Annotated in this window: 21 protein-coding genes and 2 tRNA genes; 11 read left to right on the forward strand and 12 right to left on the reverse strand. The window is 72.4% G+C overall.

All coding sequences use genetic code 11. The features are described 5' to 3' along the window. Window positions 1-89: 89 nt before the first annotated feature. From IC607_RS14415 to cysK, 4 genes are all read right to left on the reverse strand, one after another. Window positions 90-1,067, reverse strand: a complete 978-nt coding sequence (locus IC607_RS14415; RefSeq protein WP_191788077.1) for a DUF1648 domain-containing protein — start codon at window positions 1,065-1,067, stop codon at window positions 90-92. Continuing rightward, the gene (locus tag IC607_RS14420) at window positions 1,064-1,411 is read right to left on the reverse strand and encodes a GntR family transcriptional regulator (RefSeq protein WP_191788078.1); all 348 of its coding nucleotides are present in this window, start codon (window positions 1,409-1,411) and stop codon (window positions 1,064-1,066) included. Before IC607_RS14420 ends, IC607_RS14415 begins: the two co-directional genes overlap by 4 nt. A gap of 72 nt (window positions 1,412-1,483) precedes the next feature. After that, entirely contained in the window at window positions 1,484-2,068 is a 585-nt protein-coding gene (gene epsC / locus IC607_RS14425) for a serine O-acetyltransferase EpsC (protein ID WP_191788079.1), read from the reverse strand. 84 nt (window positions 2,069-2,152) lie between these two features. Next, on the reverse strand, window positions 2,153-3,088 hold the full coding sequence (cysK, locus tag IC607_RS14430) for a cysteine synthase A (RefSeq protein WP_191788080.1): 936 nt from the start codon (window positions 3,086-3,088) through the stop codon (window positions 2,153-2,155). 385 nt (window positions 3,089-3,473) lie between these two features. On the opposite strand from cysK, the gene IC607_RS14435 reads away from it, so the two are divergent. Continuing rightward, window positions 3,474-5,114: an ABC-F family ATP-binding cassette domain-containing protein gene (locus IC607_RS14435; RefSeq protein ID WP_191788081.1), complete on the forward strand. Its 1,641-nt coding sequence runs from the start codon at window positions 3,474-3,476 to the stop codon at window positions 5,112-5,114. Between the two features lie 145 nt (window positions 5,115-5,259). Next, a complete protein-coding gene (locus IC607_RS14440; RefSeq protein ID WP_191788082.1) occupies window positions 5,260-6,492 on the forward strand; it encodes a peptidoglycan DD-metalloendopeptidase family protein in 1,233 nt (410 codons plus the stop codon). Between the two features lie 10 nt (window positions 6,493-6,502). On the opposite strand, the gene IC607_RS14445 is transcribed toward IC607_RS14440, so the two are convergent. Next, window positions 6,503-6,865, reverse strand: coding sequence for a YciI family protein (locus IC607_RS14445; protein ID WP_191788083.1), 363 nt, complete (start codon window positions 6,863-6,865; stop codon window positions 6,503-6,505). Between the two features lie 76 nt (window positions 6,866-6,941). Then, window positions 6,942-8,195 carry an FUSC family protein gene (locus IC607_RS14450; RefSeq protein WP_191788084.1) on the reverse strand — a complete coding sequence of 418 codons (1,254 nt, stop codon included), beginning with the start codon at window positions 8,193-8,195 and terminating at the stop codon, window positions 6,942-6,944. Window positions 8,196-8,247: 52 nt separating this feature from the next. Between IC607_RS14450 and IC607_RS14455 the strand changes: the two genes are divergently transcribed. Next, window positions 8,248-8,739, forward strand: coding sequence for a MarR family winged helix-turn-helix transcriptional regulator (locus IC607_RS14455; RefSeq protein ID WP_191788085.1), 492 nt, complete (start codon window positions 8,248-8,250; stop codon window positions 8,737-8,739). 22 nt (window positions 8,740-8,761) lie between these two features. On the opposite strand, the gene IC607_RS14460 is transcribed toward IC607_RS14455, so the two are convergent. Together IC607_RS14460 and IC607_RS14465 are read right to left on the reverse strand one after the other, a co-directional pair. Then, window positions 8,762-11,239, reverse strand: a complete 2,478-nt coding sequence (locus IC607_RS14460) for an Ig-like domain-containing protein (protein ID WP_191788086.1) — start codon at window positions 11,237-11,239, stop codon at window positions 8,762-8,764. Window positions 11,240-11,407: 168 nt separating this feature from the next. Then, window positions 11,408-12,646, reverse strand: coding sequence for an MFS transporter (locus IC607_RS14465; protein WP_191788087.1), 1,239 nt, complete (start codon window positions 12,644-12,646; stop codon window positions 11,408-11,410). A 56-nt stretch (window positions 12,647-12,702) separates the two neighbouring features. Between IC607_RS14465 and IC607_RS14470 the strand changes: the two genes are divergently transcribed. After that, the gene (locus IC607_RS14470; RefSeq protein ID WP_191788088.1) at window positions 12,703-13,290 is read left to right on the forward strand and encodes a hypothetical protein; all 588 of its coding nucleotides are present in this window, start codon (window positions 12,703-12,705) and stop codon (window positions 13,288-13,290) included. Window positions 13,291-13,331: 41 nt separating this feature from the next. Here the strand turns inward: IC607_RS14470 and IC607_RS14475 are convergent. Next, window positions 13,332-13,402 (reverse strand) — tRNA-Gly (locus IC607_RS14475). 233 nt (window positions 13,403-13,635) lie between these two features. On the opposite strand from IC607_RS14475, the gene IC607_RS14480 reads away from it, so the two are divergent. After that, a complete protein-coding gene (locus tag IC607_RS14480; RefSeq protein ID WP_225225031.1) occupies window positions 13,636-15,825 on the forward strand; it encodes an MMPL family transporter in 2,190 nt (729 codons plus the stop codon). A gap of 69 nt (window positions 15,826-15,894) precedes the next feature. Next, window positions 15,895-15,968: transfer RNA gene (locus IC607_RS14485), tRNA-Pro, on the forward strand. Window positions 15,969-16,051: 83 nt separating this feature from the next. Here the strand turns inward: IC607_RS14485 and IC607_RS14490 are convergent. Next, window positions 16,052-16,669 carry a LysE family transporter gene (locus IC607_RS14490; protein ID WP_191788089.1) on the reverse strand — a complete coding sequence of 206 codons (618 nt, stop codon included), beginning with the start codon at window positions 16,667-16,669 and terminating at the stop codon, window positions 16,052-16,054. 79 nt (window positions 16,670-16,748) lie between these two features. Continuing rightward, window positions 16,749-18,425, reverse strand: coding sequence for an AMP-binding protein (locus tag IC607_RS14495; RefSeq protein ID WP_191788090.1), 1,677 nt, complete (start codon window positions 18,423-18,425; stop codon window positions 16,749-16,751). Window positions 18,426-18,611: 186 nt separating this feature from the next. Here IC607_RS14495 and tig point away from each other — a divergent pair, with 186 nt between their 5' ends. The 5 genes from tig to IC607_RS14520 all read left to right on the forward strand — a co-directional run bounded on the left by tig (window position 18,612) and on the right by IC607_RS14520 (window position 23,469). Continuing rightward, window positions 18,612-20,042 (forward strand): trigger factor, encoded by a 1,431-nt coding sequence (gene tig, locus IC607_RS14500; protein ID WP_191788091.1) that lies wholly within the window; start codon window positions 18,612-18,614, stop codon window positions 20,040-20,042. Window positions 20,043-20,281: 239 nt separating this feature from the next. Continuing rightward, complete coding sequence (locus IC607_RS14505; protein WP_191788136.1) at window positions 20,282-20,881, forward strand: ATP-dependent Clp protease proteolytic subunit; 600 nt, start codon at window positions 20,282-20,284, stop codon at window positions 20,879-20,881. Between the two features lie 40 nt (window positions 20,882-20,921). Continuing rightward, window positions 20,922-21,644 carry an ATP-dependent Clp protease proteolytic subunit gene (locus IC607_RS14510; protein ID WP_370526259.1) on the forward strand — a complete coding sequence of 241 codons (723 nt, stop codon included), beginning with the start codon at window positions 20,922-20,924 and terminating at the stop codon, window positions 21,642-21,644. 202 nt (window positions 21,645-21,846) lie between these two features. Continuing rightward, window positions 21,847-23,127 carry an ATP-dependent Clp protease ATP-binding subunit ClpX gene (gene clpX / locus IC607_RS14515; RefSeq protein ID WP_191788092.1) on the forward strand — a complete coding sequence of 427 codons (1,281 nt, stop codon included), beginning with the start codon at window positions 21,847-21,849 and terminating at the stop codon, window positions 23,125-23,127. A gap of 30 nt (window positions 23,128-23,157) precedes the next feature. Then, a complete protein-coding gene (locus tag IC607_RS14520) occupies window positions 23,158-23,469 on the forward strand; it encodes a chorismate mutase (RefSeq protein WP_191788093.1) in 312 nt (103 codons plus the stop codon). Between the two features lie 50 nt (window positions 23,470-23,519). On the opposite strand, the gene IC607_RS14525 is transcribed toward IC607_RS14520, so the two are convergent. Continuing rightward, on the reverse strand, window positions 23,520-23,966 hold the full coding sequence (locus IC607_RS14525; protein WP_191788094.1) for a GNAT family N-acetyltransferase: 447 nt from the start codon (window positions 23,964-23,966) through the stop codon (window positions 23,520-23,522). Window positions 23,967-24,091: the final 125 nt, after the last annotated feature.

Below are 24,091 nucleotides of genomic sequence, written 5' to 3' on the forward strand. Positions count from 1 at the left end.
TCGGCGGCGACGCGAGCGGCCAGGCTACCCGCGCGCACCGACGCTCTACCTGCGACCGGCGCGGAGGTCGTCGGAGCGCCCGGTACCGGCTACGCGCGCGCCCGGTCCGCGAGCGTGTTGAGCAGCGCTGCGGCCGTCGCGGCGTCGTCGACCGTCACCACCGCCGCGCGCTCACCGGTGCGCCGCACCTCGAGCGCCTCACCCTTGCGCAGCACGACGCCGATGCGACCGCCACGCCCGACGCGGTAGCCCCAGCCGCCGTAGTCGCGCACGGGGACGACGGTCGTGGCCCGTGCGGCGACGACCTCGTCGAGCGGGACCTCCAGGCGGGGCCACCCCAGCAGACCCTTCGCCACGAGCCCCCGGTCGTCGACGGTCACGTCGAACACGGCCATGGTCGCGATCAGCGCGACGATGGCCACGGTGAGCAGGCCCAGCGCCCAGACCCGCGTGACGACGGTGACGGCGAGCACCGTGACGGCCGCGACGACCGCGACGACGACCATGCCGCGTGACGTCGCGGTGCGCTGCCAGACCGCGCGCTCGGAGCCGCTCAGGGCGAGCCGCGGTGCGTGCGGGTCGATCGGTGCGGTGGCGGGCCGTTCCGGATCGCCGGGGCTGACGACGGCGGCGAGGGCGCCGCACACGATGCCCGCAAGCGCGGCGACCAGGATGGTCGTGGTGGGGCCGGGAGCGTCGCGCGCATCCGTGAGGCCACGCTGACCGGCGAGCCCACCGAGCAGGATCCCGCCGAGGAACACCGCGAGGCCCACGCTCGTGCCCGCCGCGAGCCGTCGCGTCGCGGCGGATCGTCCGGCCCAGAACGACAGCGCCCAGAACCCGACCGACGTGAGCAGGCCGACGACGACCATCGGCAGGATCGCCGACGCCAGCCCACCGAACCCGTCGGGCCCGTGCGCGCCCCAGTGGACGGCCACCGGGTCGGGCAGGTCGTCGGCCCAGCTCACGGCGACGAGCGTCGCGCACGCCAGGACCGCGACGGGCGCGACCAACGTGAGGATCGTCGTCGACCGCCGGAACGGGACGGTCGTCGTCGGGGTGGTCATCGCAGGGCCTCCTTGAGCAGGGCCAGGGTGGTGGCCGGGGGGACGTCGAGCTCGCGCGCGGCCGCGACGACGGCCGCGATCGCGCGGTGCAGGGGTGCGTGGTCCGGTGCGTGCGCGACGACGGCCCCGCGGCCGCGGCGCAGCTCGATGACGCCGTCGTCGCGCAGGTCCTGGTACGCGCGCAGGACGGTGTGCAGGTTGACGTCGAGCGACGCGGCCAGGTCCCGCGCCGACGGCAGGCGTGTCCCGACGGGCAGGTCGCCGCGCGCGACGAGCGCACGGACCTGCTGGCCGACCTGCTCGAAGAGCGGATCGGCCGACGAGGGATCGATCCGGATCAGCACACGCCAACCCTACTTGTTATCCATCAACTAGAACAACTTGCCGTGGCCTGCCCTGGCGCCGGGCGCGGTGGGTCAGATGTAGATGGCCGGGTCGTCGATCTCGGCGTCGAAGGGGGCGACGGACGGACGCAGGCGGATCTTGGCCGGGACGCCCACCGCGATGCCGTCCGGCGGGACATCGTGGATGACGACGGCGTTCGCGCCGATCTGCGCGCCGTGCCCGATCCACACCGGGCCCAGGATCTTGGCGCCCGCCCCGACGACGACACCGTCGCCGAGGGTGGGGTGCCGCTTGCCGTGCCGCATGGACTTGCCGCCCAGCGTGGAACCGTGGAACAGCACGACGTCGTCGCCGACCTCGGCGGTCTCACCGATCACGACGCCCATGCCGTGATCGATGAACAGCCGGCGGCCCAACCGCGCGCCGGGGTGGATCTCGATCCCCGTCAGTGCGCGCACGAACTGTGAGAGCAGGCGCGCGGGCAGGCGGAGCGACGGGTTGCGCCACATGCGGTGCGCCAGTCGGTAGGTCCACACGGCGTGCACGCCCGGGTACGCCAGGGCGACCTCGATCAGCGAGCGCGCCGCGGGGTCGCGGTGGCGGGCTGCGTCGAGGTCCTCCCGGAGCGTGGCCAGGAAGTGCTTCGGGTCCGACATGGGGGGTCTCGGTTCTGTGCGCGTCGAACGGGGGGGGGGCGGGCTCCCGGGCCCGCGGCGGTCACCGCGGGCCCGGGGACCGGATCAGTCGAGCAGGTCCGCGTAGAGGACGGTCGACAGGTAGCGCTCACCGAACGACGGGATGATCGCCACGATGAGCTTGCCCGCGTTCTCGGGACGCTCGGCCAGCTGCTTGGCCGCGTACAGCGCGGCACCCGACGAGATGCCGACGAGCAGGCCCTCCTCGGCGGCGGCGCGACGCGCGTACGTCACGGCCGTCTCGGCGTCGACGTCGATGATCTCGTCGTACACGGTGGTGTCGAGGATCTCGGGGACGAAGTTGGCGCCGATGCCCTGGATCTTGTGCGGGCCGGGCTGGCCGCCGTTGAGGATGGGCGACTCGGCCGGCTCGACACCGACGATCTGCACGCCCGGCTTGCGCTCCTTGAGCACCTGGCCGACACCGGTGATGGTGCCGCCCGTGCCGATGCCGGCGACCAGGATGTCGATCTCGCCGTCGGTGTCGGCCCAGATCTCCTCGGCCGTGGTGCGGCGGTGGATGGCCGGGTTGGCGGCGTTCGCGAACTGGCGGGCCAGGATCGCGCCCGGGCGCTCGGTGACGATCTCGTCGGCGCGGTTGACCGCCCCCTTCATGCCCTCGGACGCGGGCGTCAGGATGAGCTCGGCACCGAAGGCGCGCAGGAGCGCACGGCGCTCCTTGGACATGCTCTCGGGCATGGTCAGCACGACGTCGTAGCCACGGGCCGCGCCGACGAAGGCCAGGGCGATGCCGGTGTTGCCCGACGTCGCCTCGACGATCGTGCCGCCGGGCTTGAGGTCGCCGGACTCCTCGGCGGCGTCGATGATCGCGACACCGATGCGGTCCTTGACCGAGTTGGCCGGGTTGTAGAACTCGAGCTTGCCGACGACCGTCGCGCCGGCGCCGTCGGTGATCTTGTTGATGCGGACCAGCGGGGTGTTGCCGATGAGCGCCGTCGCGTCGTCGTAGATGCGTGCCATGGTTCCTCTTCGGTCGAGCCGGCGTCAGGTGACGACGGCGGTGGGGGTGTGCCTGATAGGGCGGAGGTGCGATGAGGCAGCGTGACCGTGTCCGGGTCGGTGTCGGTGCCGGTGGTGCCCGGGGCGAGCGCTGGCGTGTCGAAGCCCGTGTCCGGGGCTTCGCTCAGCAGAGTGCGGCCAGCGCTCTACCGACAGCGACAACAGGCCGCAACGCACGCGGAGGCGACGCACGAGCAGGAAGGGGCGCAGAACAGGCGCATCGCTCTTCCTTTCATCGGTCGTGCGTTCGGCATGACGCTATCGGCAACGCAGCCTGCCGCGCAAAGGTTCCCGGTGAGACGGTCGTCTCGTCAGATGGATGGGGGTGCTGGGGGATGATCGGCGGATGACCGCCACGCTCGTCGCCCGCGGACTCGCCGCCGCCCACGCCGACCGCACGCTGTTCGCCGACCTGGACCTCGTGGTCGCGCCCGGCGACGTCGTGGGTCTCGTCGGCGTCAACGGCGCGGGCAAGTCGACGCTGCTGCGCCTGCTCGCGGGCGCCGACGAGCCGGCCGGCGGTCGCGTCACCGCGGCGCCCGCCGACGCCCTCGTCGGCTGGCTGCCGCAGGAGGTCGAGCGCGTGCCCGGTGAGACGGTCGCCGAGCACCTCGCCCGGCGGACCGGCGTGACGGGCTCGCAGGCCGCCCTGGACGCCGCGGCGCAGGCGCTCGCGGACGCCGCGCCGGGGGCCGACGACGAGTACGCGGCGGCCTTCGACCGGTGGATGGCGATCGGCGCCGCCGACCTGGAGGAGCGCACGGGCCAGGTGCTGGCCGACCTGGGGCTCGAGGTCGGCGTCGAGCACCCGATGACGGCCCTGTCGGGCGGGCAGGCGGCGCGCGTCGGGCTGGCCGCGCTGCTGCTGTCCCGGTTCGACGTCCTCCTGCTCGACGAGCCCACCAACGACCTGGACCTCGACGGGCTCGAGCGGCTCGAGCGGTTCGTCGCCGATCAGCGCGCCGGCATCGTCGTCGTCTCCCACGACCGTGAGTTCCTGGCGCGATGCGTGACGACCGTCGTCGAGCTGGACCTGGCACAGCAGCAGGTGGGCGTCTTCCGGGGCTCTTACGACGCCTACCTCGAGGAGCGCGCCACGGCGCGGCGCCACGCGCGGGAGGCGTACGACGAGTACGCCGACCGCCGCTCCTCGCTCGAGGAGCGGGCCCGCACGCAGCGCGGCTGGATGGACAAGGGCGTGCGCAACTCGGTGCGCAAGGCGACCGACCCGGACAAGATCCTGCGGGCGGCACGCCGCGAGGGCTCGGAGAAGCAGGCCGCCAAGGCGCGCCAGACCGAGCGGATGATCGAGCGGCTCGAGGAGGTCGCCGAGCCCCGCAAGGAGTGGGAGCTGCAGTACTCGATCGCGGCGGCGCCGCGGGGGAGCTCGGTGGTCGCCACGCTGCGCGGGGCCGTCGTGCGGCTCGGCGACTTCACGCTCGGTCCCATCGACTGCCAGGTCGACGCGGGCGACCGGATCGCCGTCGTCGGGGCGAACGGAGCGGGCAAGTCGACGTTGTTGGGTGCGCTGCTCGGACGGGTGCCGCTGGACGAGGGAACGTCGTCGCTGGGAGCGAGCGTCGCGATCGGTGAGGTGGACCAGGCGCGGGCCGCGCTGGGGGCCGACGACGTGCCGCTGGCCGACGCGTTCGCGGCGCATGTCCCGGACTGGCCGACCGGGGAGGTCCGCACGCTGCTCGCGAAGTTCGGCCTGCGTGCCGCGCACGTCCTGCGTCCGACGTCGTCGCTCTCACCGGGCGAACGCACGCGTGCCGCCCTGGCCCTGCTGCAGGCCAGGGGGGTGAACCTGCTGGTCCTGGACGAGCCGACCAACCACCTGGACCTGCCCGCGATCGAGCAGCTCGAGTCCGCGCTCGAGGAGTACACCGGGACGCTCTTGCTGGTCACCCACGACCGGCGCATGCTGGACGCCGTGCGCGTCACCCGACGGTGGGAGGTCGCGGACGGGCGGGTGCGCGAGGACTGAGGCAGACCGGCTCCGGCAGGACCACGACAAGGCCGTCAGATCGGACGACCTCCAACCCTCAGGACCGTGCTCTCGGCAACCGATGGAGACGGGGGACGCGTAGCGCCGGCGTCCCCGCACCTGCTCGTCGATACGGAGTGACGCCATGAACCACCGCCTGTCCGCCCGAGCCGCACGTTCCCTCGGATCGGTGGTGGCCGCGACGATCGTGCTCGCCGGCCTCGTCGCGAGCCCGGCGCACGCGGCCACGGCGAGCCCGACGCCGTCGTCGAGCGCGACGCCGAAGGCGTCCCCCACCCCGACGCCCAAGCCGACCGCGTCGCCGACGCCCAAGCCGACCGCGTCGCCGACGCCCAAGCCGACCGCGTCGCCGACGCCCAAGCCGACCGCGTCGCCGACGCCCAAGCCGACCGCGTCGCCGACCCCGAAGCCCACCCCGACCCCCACGCCCACGCCGAAGCCGGTCGTCATCCCCAAGAAGCTCACGAAGGGCACGACGAAGGGCGGCACGACCGTCGTCCTGCCGCTGGTGGCGAAGACGTACGCGATCACGTCGGGCTACGGCGCGCGCTGCATCCCGGTCAAGGGCGGCTCGACGTTCCACTACGGGCTTGACATGTCGGAGCCGGACGGCACGCCGATCTACGCGGTCGCCACGGGCAAGGTGACCTCGGTGCACTACCCGAGCGGCGGGACGGCCGGCTACATCTCGGTCCGCAGCGTCATCGACGGCCAGGTCACCTACCTCGCCTACATCCACATGTGGAACCCGGGCAAGTACGTGAAGCTGGGCCAGAACGTGTCGGTGGGTCAGCACATCGCCGACGTCGGCGCATCGGGTCCGGCGTCGGGTCCGCACCTGCACCTCGAGGTGTGGAAGAACGCGTTCTACGGCTCGGGGACGTCGGTGAACCCGGCGACGTGGCTGACCGCGCAGGGCCTGCCCGTCGTCTCGCTGGCCAAGGCGAGCTACGCCAGGGCCGCGCCGAAGACGTGCACGTACTACCCGACGGCCAACCTGCGCCTGCGTGCCGGTGCATCGACGTCGACGAAGATCATCACGACCCTCCCGGCCAACACGAAGCTCACCAACGAGCCGGGCGTGAAGGTCAACGGGTTCATCCCTGTCTCGGCCACGATCAAGGGCAAGACGCTGACGGGCTGGGTCTCGGCGTCGTACATCAGCCAGTACAAGACCTACTCGGTCGGCAAGACGACGTCGCTGCGACAGAAGGCGACTTCGTCGTCCCACAAGATCCTCACGGCGAAGAAGGGACGGTCGCTGACGGTCATCACGCACGGCACGAAGTGGTCCAAGGTGCGCGTGTCCGGGTACGCCGGCTACCTGCCGACGAAGTACGTCCGCAACGGCTACTGACGGGTGCCCGTCAGGCGGAGTGGTCCACGCTCGGGCGGATGTCCGCGTCCTCGGTGAGCACCTCCGCGACGAGCTGTGCGAGCGCGACGCCGTCGGCGGTCCGCACGAGGTAGAAGCCGCCGAGCTGCTCGGCGGTCTCCGCGAACGGGCCGTCGGTGGGCGCCGCCGGACGGCCGGCTGAGCGACGCACCACGCGTGCGGTGGCGGCGTACTCGAGCTGCTCGCTCGCGAGGATCTCGTGGCCGTCGGCGGCGCACCGGGCGACGAAGGTCCGGTGGCTGGCGTCGAGCGCCTCGAGGGCAGGGCCGTCGAGGGCCTTCCAGGATGCCTCGTCGCCGTACAGCAGCACGGTCCAGGTGGTCGTCGTGCTCATCGTGGTCCCCTCCCGTCCGGCCATCCGATCGTGGCCGCTGCGTGCGTGACGCGCCAGGGCGTGGGGGATCGACAGATCAGTCGCGCGCTGCGACAGGGACGACGATCAGCGCGACGACGGCCACGACGGCACCCAGCGCGGTCCCGACGACGCGGTCGACGGCGAGGCCCGTCGGGTCGGAGATCCCGCCGAGCGACGTCATGAGCAGCGCCATCGGCGTGATGGTCAGCATCGCCAGGCCGTAGTGGCGCATGACGACGATCTCGGTGACCAGCTGGAGCACGACGACGAGCGCTGCCACCGCCGCGAACGGCAGGTGCGCCTCGAGCAGCGGCCACGCGATCAGGGCACCGACCGCGGTCCCGGCCGCGCGCTGCAGCGCGCGCGTCACGCTGTGCGCGGTGGACGTGCCCTGCAGCGTGGCCGTCGAGCCCATCACGGCCCACGCGCCGTGGTGGGAGCCGGTCGCGGCGGCGAGCCCGCCGGAGACGAGGCCGGCCCCCAGCACCCGGGCGAGGCCGCGGCGGTCGGTGCGCGGCAGCTCGACGCGCAGGGTGTCGGCAACCGTGCGACGGGCCGGGAGGGGCGCGGGGATGCGGCCGAGCGTTGTCTCGAGCTCGGCGACGAGCGCGACCAGGGGAGCCGTGGCACGGGTGCCGCGGGCGTGCGAGGCGTCGTCGGCGAGGACGTCGCGGGCGCGGTCGACGAGCTCGCCCGCGCGCGGGCTGCCGGCGTCGACCGCGCGTGCTGCTCGTCGGACGGCGACCCGCGCAGGGCCGGCGGGGTAGAGCAGCCAGCCCGAGCAGCACACGGCCCACGCGAAGGCGGCGCCGACGACGGCCGCCAGCGCGCGGTCCGGGACGTCGCCGAGACCGGGGCCGCCCGCGAATCCGGCGCCGACTGCGAACACGACGATCGTCGCGCCCGGTGCGCCGGTGCCGAGCGCCGCGCACAGGAACGTCGCACCCGTCGCGACCAGCGCGGCGAGCACCCCGATGCCCGCTCCGCCGACGCCCTCGGCCGCCGCGACGGTGCTCAGCGTGATGACGGCGACCAGGACGAGCCCCATCGTCGCGAGGAGTCCGGCCCGGCGCCGGTACGGCTCCCAGCGCCCGTAGAGCGAGGCGAGGGCGCCGAGCGAGGCGAAGCCCGACAGCTCGCGGTGACCGACGGCGACGCAGGCGAGGATCGCGAGGGCCACGGCAGCGGCGCACCGGGCAGCGGCGGCCAGCGTCGTGTCGGCGCGTGCGGGGCGCAGCGCGTCGCGCAGGTGGGCGGGATCGAGCACGGCGCGAGCGGCGCCGGCGAACGGGGCGAGGGCGGTGGTCATCGCCGTCGATAATAGTTCACCGGTAAACTATCGGTGAAGTAGCATCCGCCACATGGACGTGGTCGACAGGGCTCGGGCGCAGTGGGCGCAGCAGCGGCCCGACGTGGACACCACCGCCATGGCTGTCGTCGCGCGCGTGCTGCGCATCGCCGCACTGGTGGGCAAGCTGCAGGACGCCGGGCTGGCCAGGCACGGCCTGACGACGGGGGAGTTCGAGGTGCTTGCCGCGCTCCGCCGAGCCGACAGGCCCCTGCGCGCCAGTGAGGTCGGGACCCTGACCTCCAGCCCCGGTGCGACGGTGACCAAGCGCCTGGACCGGCTCGACGCGAGCGGGCTCGTGGAGCGCCGCACGCACGAGCGCGACCGTCGCGGCGTGCTGGTCACGCTGTCCGACGAGGGCCGCGCGGTCATCGACGAGGTCCTGCCGGAGCACGCCGCCCGCGAGCGCGCGCTGCTCGGGGACCTCGACGACGACGAGCGCGATCGTCTCGCGGGCCTGCTCGCGCGGGTGCTGGCCGTCGCCGAGGACGGCGTCCCCGACTGATCGCGCCGCCGAACCGTCCGGGTCAGGACCGGCGTCGTCGGATCAGCAGTGCGCCTGCGCCGAGGACCAGGAGCACGCCCGCAGCCCAGGCCACGGGGGCGACCGACGCACCCGTGGTCGCGAGATCGCCGGGGGTCGGGGAGGGCGTGGCCGTCGGAGCAGGGGACGAGGTCGGTGACGGGGTCGGTGAGGCGGTGGGCGTCGGGGTGGGCGTGACGGTCGGCGTCGGCGTCGGCGGGACGACCGGCGGCAGCACCCGGATCGTCACGGTCGCGCTGTCGCAGAGGACAGGTGTGCCGTCGTCGCAGACGATGACCTCGAACGTGTCCGTCCCGACGAAGCCCGGGTCCGGCGTGTACGTGTACGTGCCGTCGGACCGGACCGTCGCCGAGCCGTGCGCCGGGTCGCCCGCCGCCGTGACCGTCAGCGTCTGCCCGGCGTCCGGGTCCGACGCCTCGACGGTCCCGGACACGGGGACGCCCTCGTGGGTCGTGACGGTGTCGTCCTGCGCGACCGGCGGCTGGTTGGTCGGCGGCTCGACGGTCACGGTCACGGTCGCGCTCGCGCAGATCGTCGGGTCCTGCGGGGAGCAGATCTGGTAGTCGAAGGTGTCGACGCCCTCGAAGCCGTCGTCGGGCGTGTACGTGACCTCGCCGTCGCTCCCGACGCTCACCGTGCCGTGCTGCGGCTGGGCCGTGATCACGGGCGCGCTGACCGTGCCGCGGTCGTTGTCGCGGACGGGGATCGTCACCGGCGTGCCGGGCGGTGTGGTCGCGGCGTCGTCGCGCGCCACGGGCAGGACGTGCACCGTCACGGTGCCCGTGTCGCACCGGCTGGGGATCCCGTTGTCGCAGACCTGGTAGGTGAACGTGTCCGTGCCGGTGAAGCCGCGCTCCGGCAGGTACACGCTGACACCGTCCGGCCGGACGATCCCCCTGCCGTGCTCGGGACCGTCGACGATCGAGTAGGTGAGCTGCTGGTTCGTGTCCGGGTCGGTCGCCTGCAGGACGCCGTTGACGGGGATGTCGACCTTGGTCGTCACGGTCGCGTCCGGCGCGACGGGCGGGTTGTTGTCCGGGATGGTCGGGATGACGATCGTGCGGACCGTGGCGGACGGCGAGCGGCCGTCGTTGTTGGCCGGCTCGGGGTCGAACGTCGAGGTGGTGCCGGACACCGTGTCGGTGAGGACGCCGGTGGCGGGCGCGGTGCCGCTGACCGTCAGGGTCTCGGAGTCGCCGGCGGCCAGCGTGCCCAGCTCCCAGGTGACGTCGCTCGCGCCGACGACACCCGGTGCCGAGGCCACGGGGTCGACGAGGTTGGCCGGGTAGGCGTCCGTGACGACCACGTCGTCGGCGTCGTCGGGCCCGTCGTTGCTGACGGTGATCGTGTACGCGATGGGGTCGCCCGGGCGGACGAAGGCCGGCCCGGTCTTGGCGACCACCAGATCCGCGGACGCGTCGGTCGGCACCGGCGGCGTCGCGCAGGACTCCGGCGCGTACCCGTCGTCGGGCGGCGTCACCGTGCCCGCGACCGTGTTGACGACGCCGCCGGTGCTCAGGTCGAAGATCGGCCCCGTCGGCGTCGTGTCGTCCACGACGATCGGCTCGGCCGACGAGCCGCCGGTGAAGTCGCCCTGGTTCTCTGTGTTCCCGGTGAAGCGGTACTGACCGAACCCGGTGACGTCGCCGTCGTTGCGCAGCCCCGCGCCGGTCGTGATGCCCGGGGTGGTCTGCGACCAGTCGGAGTTGTTGGTGAGGTCGCCGTTGATGACCACGGACCCGGTGTTCGTCGCCGAGCCGTCGTTGATCAGCGACGACTCGGCCCGGAGCACGCACGCGTTGGTCAGCGTCGCAGCGGAGTTGATCTCCACCTGGCCCGTGGTGATGAGCACGCCGGTGTTGGCGACCTCGCCGTTGGCGGCGAACGAGCCGGCGATCCGCAGCAGACCCGAGTTGTCGACAGACGTCCCGGTGTTCAGCTCGAGCGAGCGGAAGTTCGCGGTGCCCGCGTTGGAGAACGACGTGCCCGCCGACAGCGTCGCCTCGGAGTTGTCGTTCCAGATGCCGCCTGCGCGGTTCACCAGGACCGCGGCACCGTTCGTGTTGATGCCGGAGGGGATCGTCACCGTCCCGGAGCTGTCCAGCACGAACCCGGTGTTCGTGCTCAGCCCGGGGAGAGTCACCGTGCCCTGGCTCAGGACGTGCCCGGCCGCGTTGTTCATGTACGCGGGCTGGAACGTGGCGCCGTCCTCGACGCAGACCACGGCGCCCTCGTCGAACGAGTTGAGCCCGCCCGTGTACGTGCCGCCCGCGAGCAGCGCGACGTCACCCGCGTGCAGGCTCGCCGACGCGTCCGACGACGCGTTCAGCGTGATCGTCGGGGACGCGCACTCGGACGCGTAGTCCTGGGTCCGTGCCGCGGACGCCGGAGGCACGAGGCCGAGCGCGAGGAGGGCGGCGATGGCGCCGGCGGCCCCGGCTCGATGGATCAGATGCTGCACTGTTCCCTCACGTCGATCGGCCCCTGCACGCCGTGACCCTACCGTTTCGACCTGCGTGTCGGGATCACCCGGATGGTCCGGGGGACCGGGATCACCCGGACGGACCGCACGCGTCCGCTCAGAAGCGCACCGGGCGCGATTCTGAGCGCGCGGCGGCGCGCCGCGCTCTCAGCCGGCGGGCGCCGCGAGAGTCCGACGCGACCCGACGACGATCGCCACCAGAAGCAGCCCCGCGACGGCATACGCGAGCCGGGCGTTCGTCACCTGGGCGAGCGCACCCACCGCGATCCCGGTGACGGGGTTCATGCCCGGCAGCGCCATCGTCCACGCGCCCATGACCCGTCCGCGCATGGCGGCGTCGGTCCGCAGCTGCACGAGCGTGTTCGCGGCGGCGATCATCCAGATCGACAGGAACCCGATCCCGGCCATGCCGACGAACAGCAGCGGGACCGTGGGGGAGCAGGCGGTCAGGATCATCAGCGCGCCGGTCCCGCCGGCGAGCAGGCCGACCTGCCGGCTCGTCGGCGCGTCCGTGCGCGCGGCCAGCAGCGCGCCGGGCACGGCACCCACGCCGAACACCGCGAGCAGGGCGCCGTACCCGCCGCTGCCGAGGTGGAACTCGCGCGTCGTCAGCACGGGCATGAGGACCCCGAAGTTGAAGATGATCCCGGACGCCGCCGCGATGAGCAGGCACGACCGGATCAGTGGCACCGACCACGCGTACCGCAAGCCGGCCCGGGCGGCGCCGCGCTCCCGCGGGCGGGGAGCCGGCGCGTCCCGCTTCGCCGGCCGCTGCACCAGCAGCACCGCGAGCGGGACCAGGAACGTCACCGCGTTGAGCAGGATGCAGGGCCCGGCGCCCCAGACGACGAGCACGACGGCACCCGCCGCGGGTCCGACGACGCGTGACGTGTTCAGGATGACCTCGTACAGGCTGACGGCGCTGGCCAGCCGCTCCCGCCCCACGAGGTCCAGGACGTACACCTGACGAGCGGGCCCGTCGACGGCCATGACCATCCCGCCGGCGGCCGAGAACGCGAGGATCAACCAGTAGCCGGCGGCGTCGGCCTCGACGAAGAGGTACAGCGCGACCCCGAGCACGGCCAGGACCGCCTGGGTCCAGATGAGGATCCTCCGCCGGTCGTAGCGGTCGACGACCGACCCGCCGACCGCGCCCAGCAGCAGCACCGGCAGCATCGTCGCGACCGTCAGGCCGCCCAGCGCGACCGCGCTGTCGGTCATCTGCAGCACCAGCCACGCCGTCGCGACGGCCTGCGTCATGCCGCCCGACGCGGACACGACCTGGCTGACGAACCACCACCGGAACGGGCGATCGGCGAGCGACGCGAACGGTGAGGGTCGCGGCGAGGGCGGGGCGTCCGGCGGCGGGCCTTGGTGGTGCGTCACGCGTGCTGGCCTCGTCTCACGTGGTGCAGGGTGCCGGGGCAGCCTAGGTGCGATGCGTGGACGGTCGCGACGTGATTGCCTTGGCGCGCGGGCACCGCCCCGTTTCTTCGGCGCTCATCCGCACAGCAGCTCACCGCACAGCAAGGAGCAGCATGACCCTCAGAACCGCGCGCACCCGGGGGGTCGTGGTCCGCCTGTGCATCCTCCTGCTCGCCGTCTCGCTCTCGGGATGCGGGGCGATCGGGAGCCTCCGCGGCGAGGACTCGCGCGACTCTTCGACGTTCGAGCTGCAGGACCTCTACGACGCGGTCACGGCGGCGGACGATCGAGTCACTCGTGCATCCGCGATCGTGAGCACCTCGGGCTTCTCACGCACGCTCTCGCTGGTGGTGATCATCGACGGGGAGCAGACGGTCTCGACGTCGACCCTCACGGCGATCCTCGTCGCTGCGCGCGATACGACGCCCGACAAGATCGCGACGATCTCGGTGATGGCGCGCGAGGCGACCGAGGAGGAGAGGATCATGGATCTCTCGGACGCCGTCGCCGGCCTGCCACCCGACGTGACGCCGATCGGGGCCGTGACGATGACACGGACGGACCTGGACAAGCTCTCGCCCGTCGCGCCATCGGGCTCGGAATGACGGTCCGGCAGCCGCCGGAGCTGCGGTGATGGGAGGGAGGGAGCGGACGACGGGAATCGAACCCGCGTAATCAGTTTGGAAGACTGAGGCTCTACCATTGAGCTACGTCCGCACAGGTCCCGACGACGTGGCCGCCGCGACTGCGGCACCTAGGTTACCGGGTGCGCAGGGCGTTCCCGTCCACGGCGGGCATCCGGACGACGAAGACGGGGGACAGCCCCCGCAGATGTGGGGACCGCCCCACAGACCGCGCGCCGGCGCGTGCCCAGGATGGATCAGGTCCGGACGAGCTCCGTGCGGACCTGATCACCGATCAGCGGATCGAGTCCGGACGGACACCGCCCCATGACGCAGACCACCGTGGCCACGCCGGCCGCCGCACGAGCCCCACGCCCTGGTGAGGAACACCTGTCCCGCACCACGAAGGTCGCGATGTGGAGCGCGACCCACCGCTGGACCGCGATCGGCCTGTGGGCCGTCCTCATCGTGGCCCTCACCTCGATCTCGGCGTTCGTCGCGCCGAAGCAGGCCACGAGCCTCGACCTGGGGGTGGGGGAGTCGGGGCAGGCGGCGCAGGTCGCCGCCGACGCCGGGTATCCCGCGCCCGTCGTCGAGAACGTCCTGGTCACCGCGCGGACGGGCGCGTTGGAGGCGCAGGCGGCCGACGATGTCGCGCGCGAGCTCGCCGCCCAGCTCGGGGCGTTGCACGAGGTCGCGGACGTCGCCGCTCCCGTGACCTCGGCCGACGGTGACGCCGTCCTGATCCAGGTCACCATGGCGGGCGACGAGGATGCCGCGGCCGACGGCGTCACGGCGCTCGAGGACGTCGTCGCGGGCGTCCAGGACGAGCACGCGGACCTTCGCGTCGAGGAGACCGGGCCGGCGTCGGTGAACGGCGAGCTGAACGACTGGCTCGGCACCCAGCTGGGCAAGGCAACGACGTTGAGCGTCCCGCTGACGCTCATCATCCTGCTGGTCGTCTTCGGGGCGCTGGTCATGGCCACCGTCCCCGTGGTGCTGGGCCTCTCGTCGGTCGCGGCCGGGCTCGGCCTGTGGGCGCTCGCGTCGCAGGTGCTGCCCGACCCGGGCACGGTGACCGACCTGCTGGTGCTCGTCGGGATGGCCGTCGGGGTCGACTACTCGCTGTTCTACCTGCGCCGGTTCCGGGAGGAGAAGCGCCGCGCGGGGACCGCCCCCGGGCACGGCGACGTGGACGCGATCCGCGTCGCGGCGCAGACGGCTGGGCACTCGATCGTCGTGTCGGGCTTCGCCGTGGTGCTGTCCATGGCCGGGCTGTTCCTGGCGGGTGACTCGTCGTTCTCCGCGATGGCGGTCGGCGCGATCCTTGTCGTGCTGGTCGCACTGGTCTCGTCGGTGACGGTGCTGCCCGCGCTGCTGTCCGTGCTCGGCCGCTGGTCCGAGCGTCCGCGGGTGCCCGTCCTGTGGCGGCTGAGCGGCGGCCGGCCGCGGCTCGTGCCGGCGATGCTCCGGCCGATCCTCGCCCGACCCGTCGCGGCCACGCTCGTCGCGGTCGCCGCCCTGCTCGCGCTCGCCGCGCCCGTCGTCGGGATCTCCCTGGCCGAGGACTCGACCGACGACCTGCCCGCGACCCTGTCCACCGTCCAGGCCTACGACCGGCTCGTGCAGGAGTTCCCGCAGGGTGCGCCCGCGGACGTCGTCGTCGCGCAGGTGGCGCCGGGGGACGAAGCCGCGCTGCGCACCCAGGTCGACGCGCTCGCGGCGGCAGTCGCCGAGGACCCGCAGACCTTTGCCGGGTCGGGGGACCCGTGGTTCTCGGCCGACGGTCGCACGGCCGTCGTCGACGTCGTGGCCGCCGGGAGCGCAGACGCCCAGGCGCACGCGTCCGTGACCGCCTTGCGCGAGACCGTCGTGCCGCAGACCGTGGGCTCGATCGACGACAGCAGCGCGTACGTCGGGGGCGACACGGCGTCCGGGATGGACTACGCCGCCAACCTGCGCCACGCGACGCCGCTCGTCGCGGCCGGCGTCTTCGCACTGACCTTCCTGGTGATGCTCGTCGCCTTCCGCTCGGTGGCCGTGGCGGGGCTGACCGTCGCCCTGAACGCCCTGTCGATGGTGGCGACGTTCGGGATCCTGACCGCGATCTTCCAGGGGAGCTGGGCGCAGGACGCGCTCGACTTCACCTCGACCGGGCACGTGGTCTCGTGGGTGCCGATGCTGCTGTTCGTCGTGCTGTCCGGGCTGTCGCTCGACTACCACGTGTTCGTGGTCAGCCGGATCCGCGAGAACGTCCGCCGCGGACTGCCGGCGCGGGAAGCGATCCTCGACGGCGTGTCCGGCACGGCCGGGACGATCACCAGCGCGGCTGCCGTCATGGTCGGGGTGTTCTCGCTGTTCGGCGTGCTCGGGTTCATCGACCTGAAGCAGTTCGGGGTCGGGCTCGTCGTCGGGGTCCTGCTGGACGCGACCGTGATCCGGCTGGTCGTCCTGCCTGCGACGATGATGCTGGTGCGGCGTCGGCTGTGGTGGCCGGGCCTGCGCGCAGCGCGCTGATCGACGCCCCGTCCTCGGCCGGTACGATGCGCAGGCAGCGCACTGCCGGTCGAGGGCGGGTGCGTGGCACGGGATGTGGCGCAGGTTGGTAGCGCGTCCGCTTTGGGAGCGGAAGGTCGTGGGTTCGAATCCCGCCATCCCGACGTGCGGTCCGACGAGGCCCCGCCGCCGGATCATGCACGGACGCTGGTGGTCTGCTCGGCCGCGGCGTCAGGCGGGACGGACGTCAGTGGACGGCGGCCAGCAGCACGCCGACGCCGACGAACAGGCTCCCGAAGACGCGGTTCAGCGTGCGCCGGCCGGACTCGCGTGCCGTGAGCCGCGCCAGCCCGCGCGCCGCCGTCGCGAAGCCGAACCACATGACCAGGACGTCGACCGTCACGACGGTCGCGGTGAGCACGGCGTACTGGGGCGCGAGCGGCCGGTCCGGCCGGACGAACTGCGGCAGGAACGCGAGGAAGAACACGATGGCCTTGGGGTTGGTGAGGTTGACGAGCAGGCCGCGCCGGAACATCGGCCACGCGGGCTCCCGCACCTGCTCGGCCTCGACCTGCTGGTCGACGGGTGCGCGTAGCTGGCGGACGCCCAGGAGGACGAGGTAGGCCGCGCCGACGTACCGGATAGCCTCGAACGCCACGTGCGACCGGCTCACCAGCGCGCCGACACCGGCGGCCACGATCGCGACGTGCACCACCAGGGCGAGCTGCTGGCCCAGGATCCCCCAGATCGAGCGCGACCAGCCGGAGCCCAGCGCGTTCGTCATCGTGTTGATGGCCCCGGCGCCGGGGGTGCAGGAGATGACCAGGCACGCCACCACCAGGGCGAGCCACAGCGACAGGCTCATGCGACGGCGCCCGGGACGATCATCCGAGCATCATCCCCTCTGCCGGGCCATGACCTGTCGGACCGTGTCCGGGACGTGGTCACGGGTGCGTCGCCAGATAGTCCTCGCGGACCACGCGGCGCAGGACCTTGCCGATGAGCGAGCGGGGGAGCTCGGGCAGCACGACGAGCTCGCGGGGCAGGGCGTAGCGCGCGACGCGCGGCTCGAGCCACGCGCGCACGGCGTCCAGGTCCACGGACGCGCCGTCGTCGAGCGTCACGGCCGCGACCACGTGCTCGCCCAGGTCGCCCGCGGGCACGCCGACGACGGCGGCGTCGAGCACACCCGGCATCGCGCGGAGCTGGTCCTCGACCTGCGACGGGTAGACCTTGAACCCGCCGGTCACGATCATCTCCTTGATGCGGTCCACCAGGACCACCATGCCGTCGGCGTCCATCCGCACGATGTCGCCCGTGCGCAGCCAGCCGCCGTCGAGCAGCTGCTCGGCGGTCTCGTCGGGCCGCTGCCAGTAGCCCGCGAACACCTGCGGCCCGCGGATCAGCAGCTCGCCCTGCTCGACGTCGACGTCGGGGGAGTCCGGGCGGACGATGCGGATGTCCGTGCTGGGGAACGGCAGGCCCAACGCACCGGGGCGCCGATGCGGGGACAGCGGGCTGCCGAGCGCGACGGGCGAGGTCTCGGTCATGCCGTACCCCTCGACGACCAGGCCGTGCGTGAGGCGCTCCCAGCGCGCGGCCGTCGCGGCCGGCAGCGGCATGGCGCCGCTGATCGCGTAGCGGAACGACGTGAGGTCCGCGCCGGTCGACTCGGCCGCGACGCACAGCCGGTCGAGCATGGGCGGGACCGAGGGAAGGAACGTCCCGGGCCGCCGGCGCTGGGCAGCGAGCACCTGGGCCGGGTCGAACTTCGGGAACGCGACGAGCGTCGCACCCACGTGAACGGCGTAGGTCAGGCACAGCGTCAGCCCGAAGGCGTGGAAGAAGGGCAGGACGCCGTAGATGGTCTCCGTGCCGGGGGCGGCCCCAGTCCACGCCTGGCCCTGGACCACGTTCGCGACGAGGTTGCGGTGCGTGAGCATGGCGCCCTTGGGGGTGCCCGTGGTGCCGCCCGTGTACTGGATGAGGGCGAGGTCGTCCGACGACGGCTGCGGGTGGTCGGTCGGCAGCGGCTTCGCGGCTCGCACCAGCGCGTGCCACGACGGGACGAGGGACGGGACGTCCGCGCGCAGGGCGGCGCGGGTCTCGCGGGCTCGCGCGACGGGCAGCCGCAAGGCCAGGCGGGAGCGCCACGGCAGGTCGTCGGCCAGGTCGACCGCGACGACGGCGCGCAGGGCCGTGCCGTCCTTCACCTCGAGCACCGCGGCCACGGCCTTGGTCCAGACGAGCGCGACCACGGCGCCGCTGTCCGCGAGCTGGTGACCGAGCTCGCGCGTGGTGTAGGTGGGGTTGTGCTCGACGACGACCGCCCCGAGCCGCAGCACGGCCTGGAACGCGACCACGTGCGCGGTGCTGTTGGGCAGGACGATCGCGACCCGGTCGCCGGCCCGGACGCCGAGGTCCGCCAGTGCCTGGGCGCCGCGGGCCACCTGGTCGGCCAGCGCCTCGAACGTCGTCGTGCCGCCCAGGAAGTCGACGGCAACGCGGTCGGGCCAGCTCGAGGCGGCGCGCGCGAGGGCGGCGGGCAGGGCCTCGTCGGGGACGTCGACGTCCGCCGGGACACCGCTGCCGTACGACGCGAGCCAGGGTCGGGTGCTCATGCCGCCACCGTAACCTACGGAACCGTAAGTTACCTGTGAGTAGCCTCACGACCGATCGGCGTCTTTTGGGCGGTCGTCGGCCCGTGGCGTACCATCGAGGGTCGCAGGCGCGCCGTTTTCGGCTGCGCCGCGTGCCCGTCGTCGGAGTCGCCGACGAAGGCCCCCGATCAGTTGGAGATCACCGAAGTGAAGAGCGCTGTCGAGACCCTGGACCCCACGAAGGTCAAGCTGACCGTCGAGGTGACCTACGACGAGCTCAAGCCGAGCATCAAGCACGCCTACGAGCACATCGCGCAGGACGTGAACATCCCCGGCTTCCGCAAGGGCAAGGTCCCGCCGCGCATCATCGACCAGCGCATCGGCCGGCCCGCGGTCATCGAGCACGCCGTCAACGAGGGCCTGGGCGGGTTCTACGCCGAGGCCGTGCGGGAGAACAAGCTGCGTCCCCTGGGCCAGCCCGAGGTCGAGGTCACCAAGGTCCCCGGCCTCGTCGCCGGCGACGAGGGTGAGCTGCACTTCTCCGCCGAGGTCGAGGTCCGCCCCGAGATCACCATCCCCGAGCTCGACGGCCTGACCGTCGCGGTGGACGACGTCGAGGTGTCCGACGAGGACGTCGACGGCCGTCTGGACGCGCTGCGCGAGCGCTTCGGCACGCTGGTCGGCGTGGACCGCCCGGCTGCCGAGGGCGACTTCGTCGTCATCGACCTGGTCGCCACGATCGGCGACGAGGAGGTCGACACCGTCTCCGGCGTGAGCTACCAGATCGGCTCCGGCAACATGCTCGAGGGTCTCGACGAGGCGCTCACCGGCCTGTCCGGCGGCGAGGAGACGACGTTCGTCACCAAGCTCGCCGGCGGCGAGCACGAGGGCGAGGAGGCGCAGGTCAAGGTCGCGGCCAGCACGGTCAAGGAGCGCCAGCTCCCCGAGGCCGACGACGACTTCGCCCAGCTCGCCTCCGAGTTCGACACCCTGGAGGAGCTGACGGCCGACCTGCGCGAGCAGACCGCGTCGATCAAGGTCTCCAACCAGGCCGTGCAGGCCCGCGACGTCCTGCTCGAGAAGCTCCTCGCCGACACCGAGATCCCCGTCCCGACGGGCGTCGTCGAGGCCGAGGTGCACCGTCACCTCGAGGGCGAGGGTCGTCTGGAGGACGACGAGCACCGCGCCGAGGTCACCGAGCAGGCGACCACCGCGCTGCGCAACCAGATCCTGCTCGACACGCTCGCCGAGAAGCTCGAGGTCAAGGTCTCGCAGGGCGAGCTCGTCGACTACCTCGTGAACGCGTCGCGCCAGTACGGGGTGGACCCCAACACGTTCATCCAGAGCCTGGACCAGGGCGGTCAGATCCCGGCCATGGTCGCCGAGGTCGCGCGCTCCAAGGCGCTCGCGATCGCGCTGCGCGCCGTGTCGGTCACCAACGGCGCCGGCGAGGCCGTCGACCTGTCCGACTTCATCGGCTCGGACGAGGACGACGCCGCGGCCGAGGCCGCCGAGGCTGCCGCGCTCGCGGGCTCGTCGGACGACGCCGAGGCCGAGGGCACCGCTCCGGTCGACGCCGCCACGGACATCTCCTCGATCGCGGACGCTCCCGCGACGGAGGACGAGGTCAAGGCCTGACGCCACCCCCCGAAGGACCCTCGCCGCTGCTGCGGCGGGGGTCCTTCGTCGTTCCCGCCGCCCGACGAGGGCGGGTGGTGCGCCGTGAGCGAAAACCGGCCCGGACGGGACGGGAGGGGCCCCCGCACCGCGTTAGGGTCACTGCAGCGTGAGAGCCCGCCCCGACCGGCGGGGGACCGCGACGCACCACCCAGCAGCACGCAGCCGACGAAGGAGCCTTCGTGAACGAGTACGCGCCGATGATGGCCCGGACCGAACCGTCTGGTTTCGGCCTCAACGACAGCATCTACAACCGCCTCCTCCGGGAGCGGATCATCTGGCTCGGCTCCGAGGTCCGCGACGAGAACGCGAACGCCATCTGCGCGCAGATGATGCTGCTCGCGGCCGAGGACCCGGACAAGGACATCTGGCTGTACATCAACTCGCCCGGTGGCTCGATCACCGCGGGCATGGCGATCTACGACACCATGCAGTACATCCAGCCGGACGTCGCGACCATCGCGATGGGCATGGCCGCCTCGATGGGGCAGTTCCTGCTCTCGTCGGGCGCCAAGGGCAAGCGCTACGCCCTGCCGCACGCCCGCGTGATGATGCACCAGCCCTCGGGCGGCATCGGCGGCACGGCCACGGACGTGCGGATCAACGCCCAGCTGATCCTGCACATGAAGACCGTGCTGGCCGAGCTCACCGCGGCCCAGACCGGCAAGGACGTCGACCAGATCAACGCGGACGCCGACCGCGACCGCTGGTTCACGGCGAACGAGGCGCTCGAGTACGGCTTCGTCGACCACGTCGTCGAGAGCGCGGGCTCCGTCGCCGGCGGCGGCGGCACGGCCTGAGCGCGCCGAGCCCATCCACGAGACGTCCAAGGAGAGACACGTGAGCATCGAGTCCCAGTTCATCGCCCGTGCCGGTCGTCTGGCCGGCCCCGGCGGCCTCGCCCCGAGCGGGCCGTCCAGCCGCTACGTCCTGCCGCAGTTCGAGGAACGCACGGCCTACGGCTTCAAGCGGCAGGACCCCTACACCAAGCTGTTCGAGGACCGCATCGTGTTCCTCGGGGTGCAGGTGGACGACGCGTCGGCCGACGACGTGATGGCCCAGCTGCTCGTGCTCGAGGGCACCGACCCCGAGCGCGACATCACCATCTACATCAACTCGCCCGGTGGCTCGTTCACGGCGCTGACCGCGATCTACGACACCATGCAGTACATCAAGCCGGAGATCATGACGGTCTGCCTGGGCCAGGCGGCGTCCGCCGCCGCCGTGCTGCTGGCCGCCGGCTCGCCGGGCAAGCGGCTGGCGCTGCCCAACGCTCGCGTGCTGATCCACCAGCCCGCGATGGAGGGCGGCGGCTACGCGCAGGCGTCCGACATCGAGATCCACGCCAACGAGCTCATCCGCATGCGCGAGTGGCTCGAGGAGACGCTCGCGCACCACACGGGCCGCGACCTGGACCTGGTGCGCAAGGACATCGAGCGCGACAAGATCCTCACGGCGAGCCAGGCGCTCGAGTACGGGATCGTCGACCAGGTGCTCGAGAGCCGCAAGGGCGCGCGACCCACCGTCGTCGAGCCCAAGCAGATCGAGGACCAGCACAAGTAGTCGCAGGTGAGGCCGGGAGCGGGCACGCTCCCGGCCTCGTCCGTCCCCGGGGCACGAAACGGTTACGGGGTCGGGACACGCCGTGCCCGACGGCGGGGTACGGCTGACATCACGGCGATCGTGGTGTGCAATGGGGGGATCGCCCCGCAGGGGCCTGACGCACCGCCCGCCCGGGCGGGGCACACGAGGGAAGGGACACGACGTGGCGCGAATCGGGGACGGGGCCGACCTCCTCAAGTGCTCGTTCTGCGGCAAGTCCCAGAAGCAGGTCAAGAAGCTCATTGCGGGCCCGGGCGTGTACATCTGCGACGAGTGCATCGAGCTGTGCAACGAGATCATCGAGGAAGAGCTGGCGGAGGCGACCGAGGTCGGCCTCGTGGACCTGCCGAAGCCCAAGGAGATCTTCGAGTTCCTCGAGCAGTACATCATCGGCCAGGAGTCCGCGAAGCGGGCGCTGTCCGTCTCGGTGTACAACCACTACAAGCGCATCCAGGCCGGCGAGGGCCCCCGGACCACCACCGAGGACCACGTCGAGATCGCGAAGTCGAACATCCTGCTCGTCGGCCCGACGGGCACCGGCAAGACGTACCTCGCGCAGACCCTGGCGCGCATGCTGAACGTGCCCTTCGCGATCGCCGACGCGACGGCCCTGACCGAGGCCGGCTACGTCGGCGAGGACGTCGAGAACATCCTGCTCAAGCTCATCCAGGCCGCCGACTACGACGTCAAGAAGGCCGAGCAGGGCATCATCTACATCGACGAGATCGACAAGATCGCCCGCAAGAGCGAGAACCCGTCGATCACGCGCGACGTGTCGGGCGAGGGTGTGCAGCAGGCGCTGCTCAAGATCATCGAGGGCACGTCGGCCTCGGTGCCGCCGCAGGGCGGGCGCAAGCACCCGCACCAGGAGTTCATCCAGATCGACACGACCAACGTGCTGTTCATCGTGGCCGGCGCGTTCGCTGGGCTCGACGACATCATCGCGGCCCGCGCCCGCAAGCGCGTCGTCGGCTTCGGTGCCCCGCTGGTGGAGGCGCACGACGAGGGCGACCTGTTCTCCGAGGTCCGCCCCGAGGACCTGCAGAAGTACGGGCTGATCCCCGAGTTCATCGGCCGTCTGCCCGTGGTCGCGGCCGTGTCGCGGCTGGACCAGGACGCGCTGGTGCGCATCCTCACCGAGCCGCGCAACGCGCTGGTCAAGCAGTACCAGCGGATGTTCCAGATCGACGGCGTCGAGCTCGAGTTCGACGACGAGGCCGTCGCCGCCATCGCCGACCTCGCGCTGCTGCGCGGCACCGGTGCCCGCGGCCTGCGCGCCATCCTCGAAGAGGTGCTGCAGCAGGTCATGTTCGAGGTGCCGAGCCGCGACGACGTGGAGCGCGTGCTCATCACGCGCGGCGTGGTGCTGGAGAACGTGAACCCGACCCTCGTTCCTCGTGAGGTGCCGCGCGACAAGCGTCCGCCGCGCGAGAAGAGCGCCTGACGACGTCGTCGTCGGCCTAGGATCGGGCGCGTGAGCGACCTGCCTGCCCCCATCCCGGCCGAGCTGGCGCGCCTGCGCCACAGCATCGACAACATCGACGCCGCGCTCATCTACCTGCTCGCCGAGCGGTTCAAAGCGACGCAGCAGGTGGGGCACCTCAAGGCGGACCAGGGTCTGCCGCCGTCGGACCCGGCGCGCGAGGAACGGCAGGTCGCGCGCATGCGCGAGCTGGCGACCCAGGCGGACCTGGACCCGGTGTTCGCGGAGAAGTTCCTCAACTTCATCGTCTCCGAGGTGATCCGTCACCACGAGGAGATCGCCCAGGCCACCCGCGACGCCTGATGCGCCGAGGCCCCTCGCACCGCTCGTGAACGCAGTCCGTGGCGGGTCGGTCAGAGGGGGAGCTTGAAGCCCTCGTGGGACTGGGCGTAGCCGAGCCGGCGGTAGAAGCGGTGGGCGTCGTCGCGCCGCTTGTCCGACGTGAGCTGAGCGAGAGCGCAGCCACGCTCGACCCCGCGGCGGTGGGCCTCTGCCATCAGCTGCGCACCGATGCCGCCGCTGCGGAGCGCCGGGTCCACGCGGACCGCCTCGACGATCATTCGCGTGGTCGCCCCGCGGGAGATCGTCGGGACGAACGTGAGCTGCGCACAGGCGACGACGCGACCGTCCAGCTCGCCCACCACCAGCTCGTTGCTCGGGTCGGCAGCGATGACGTCGAACGCGCGCTCGTAGGCGGTCAGCTCGGCGGTCTCGCGGGCGGTGCCGAGCGGGTCGTCGGTCAGCAGCTCGACGATCCGGGGGACGTCGTCGCGGCGGGCATCCCGGAAGCTGAGCGGCACATGAATCTCCTATGTCAAGCCGCGGCCGAGAGGGCGCCACTGTGGGCTGCTCGGCTGTGGTTGAGGGTGTTGTAGATGGTGCGGGCGAGTTGACGTCTTAGGCACCGGTAGGTCTCGGTGGAGGT

This window comes from Cellulomonas sp. JH27-2 (genome assembly GCF_014837175.1).
In the GTDB taxonomy this organism is placed as follows: domain Bacteria; phylum Actinomycetota; class Actinomycetes; order Actinomycetales; family Cellulomonadaceae; genus Cellulomonas.

Bases quoted from the DNA above. Each gene is read 5' to 3' on its own strand.
- IC607_RS14445 (WP_191788083.1), bottom strand. From the start codon at position 6,865: ATGAGCACGACGACCACCTGGACCGTGCTGCTGTACGGCGACGAGGCA.
- IC607_RS14480 (WP_225225031.1), top strand. From the start codon at position 13,636: ATGACGCAGACCACCGTGGCCACGCCGGCCGCCGCACGAGCCCCACGC.
- IC607_RS14415 (WP_191788077.1), bottom strand. From the start codon at position 1,067: ATGACCACCCCGACGACGACCGTCCCGTTCCGGCGGTCGACGACGATC.
- IC607_RS14435 (WP_191788081.1), top strand. From the start codon at position 3,474: ATGACCGCCACGCTCGTCGCCCGCGGACTCGCCGCCGCCCACGCCGAC.
- IC607_RS14505 (WP_191788136.1), top strand. From the start codon at position 20,282: ATGATGGCCCGGACCGAACCGTCTGGTTTCGGCCTCAACGACAGCATC.
- IC607_RS14440 (WP_191788082.1), top strand. From the start codon at position 5,260: ATGAACCACCGCCTGTCCGCCCGAGCCGCACGTTCCCTCGGATCGGTG.
- IC607_RS14450 (WP_191788084.1), bottom strand. From the start codon at position 8,195: ATGACCACCGCCCTCGCCCCGTTCGCCGGCGCCGCTCGCGCCGTGCTC.
- IC607_RS14495 (WP_191788090.1), bottom strand. From the start codon at position 18,425: ATGAGCACCCGACCCTGGCTCGCGTCGTACGGCAGCGGTGTCCCGGCG.
- IC607_RS14455 (WP_191788085.1), top strand. From the start codon at position 8,248: ATGGACGTGGTCGACAGGGCTCGGGCGCAGTGGGCGCAGCAGCGGCCC.
- IC607_RS14490 (WP_191788089.1), bottom strand. From the start codon at position 16,669: ATGAGCCTGTCGCTGTGGCTCGCCCTGGTGGTGGCGTGCCTGGTCATC.
- cysK (WP_191788080.1), bottom strand. From the start codon at position 3,088: ATGGCACGCATCTACGACGACGCGACGGCGCTCATCGGCAACACCCCG.
- epsC (WP_191788079.1), bottom strand. From the start codon at position 2,068: ATGTCGGACCCGAAGCACTTCCTGGCCACGCTCCGGGAGGACCTCGAC.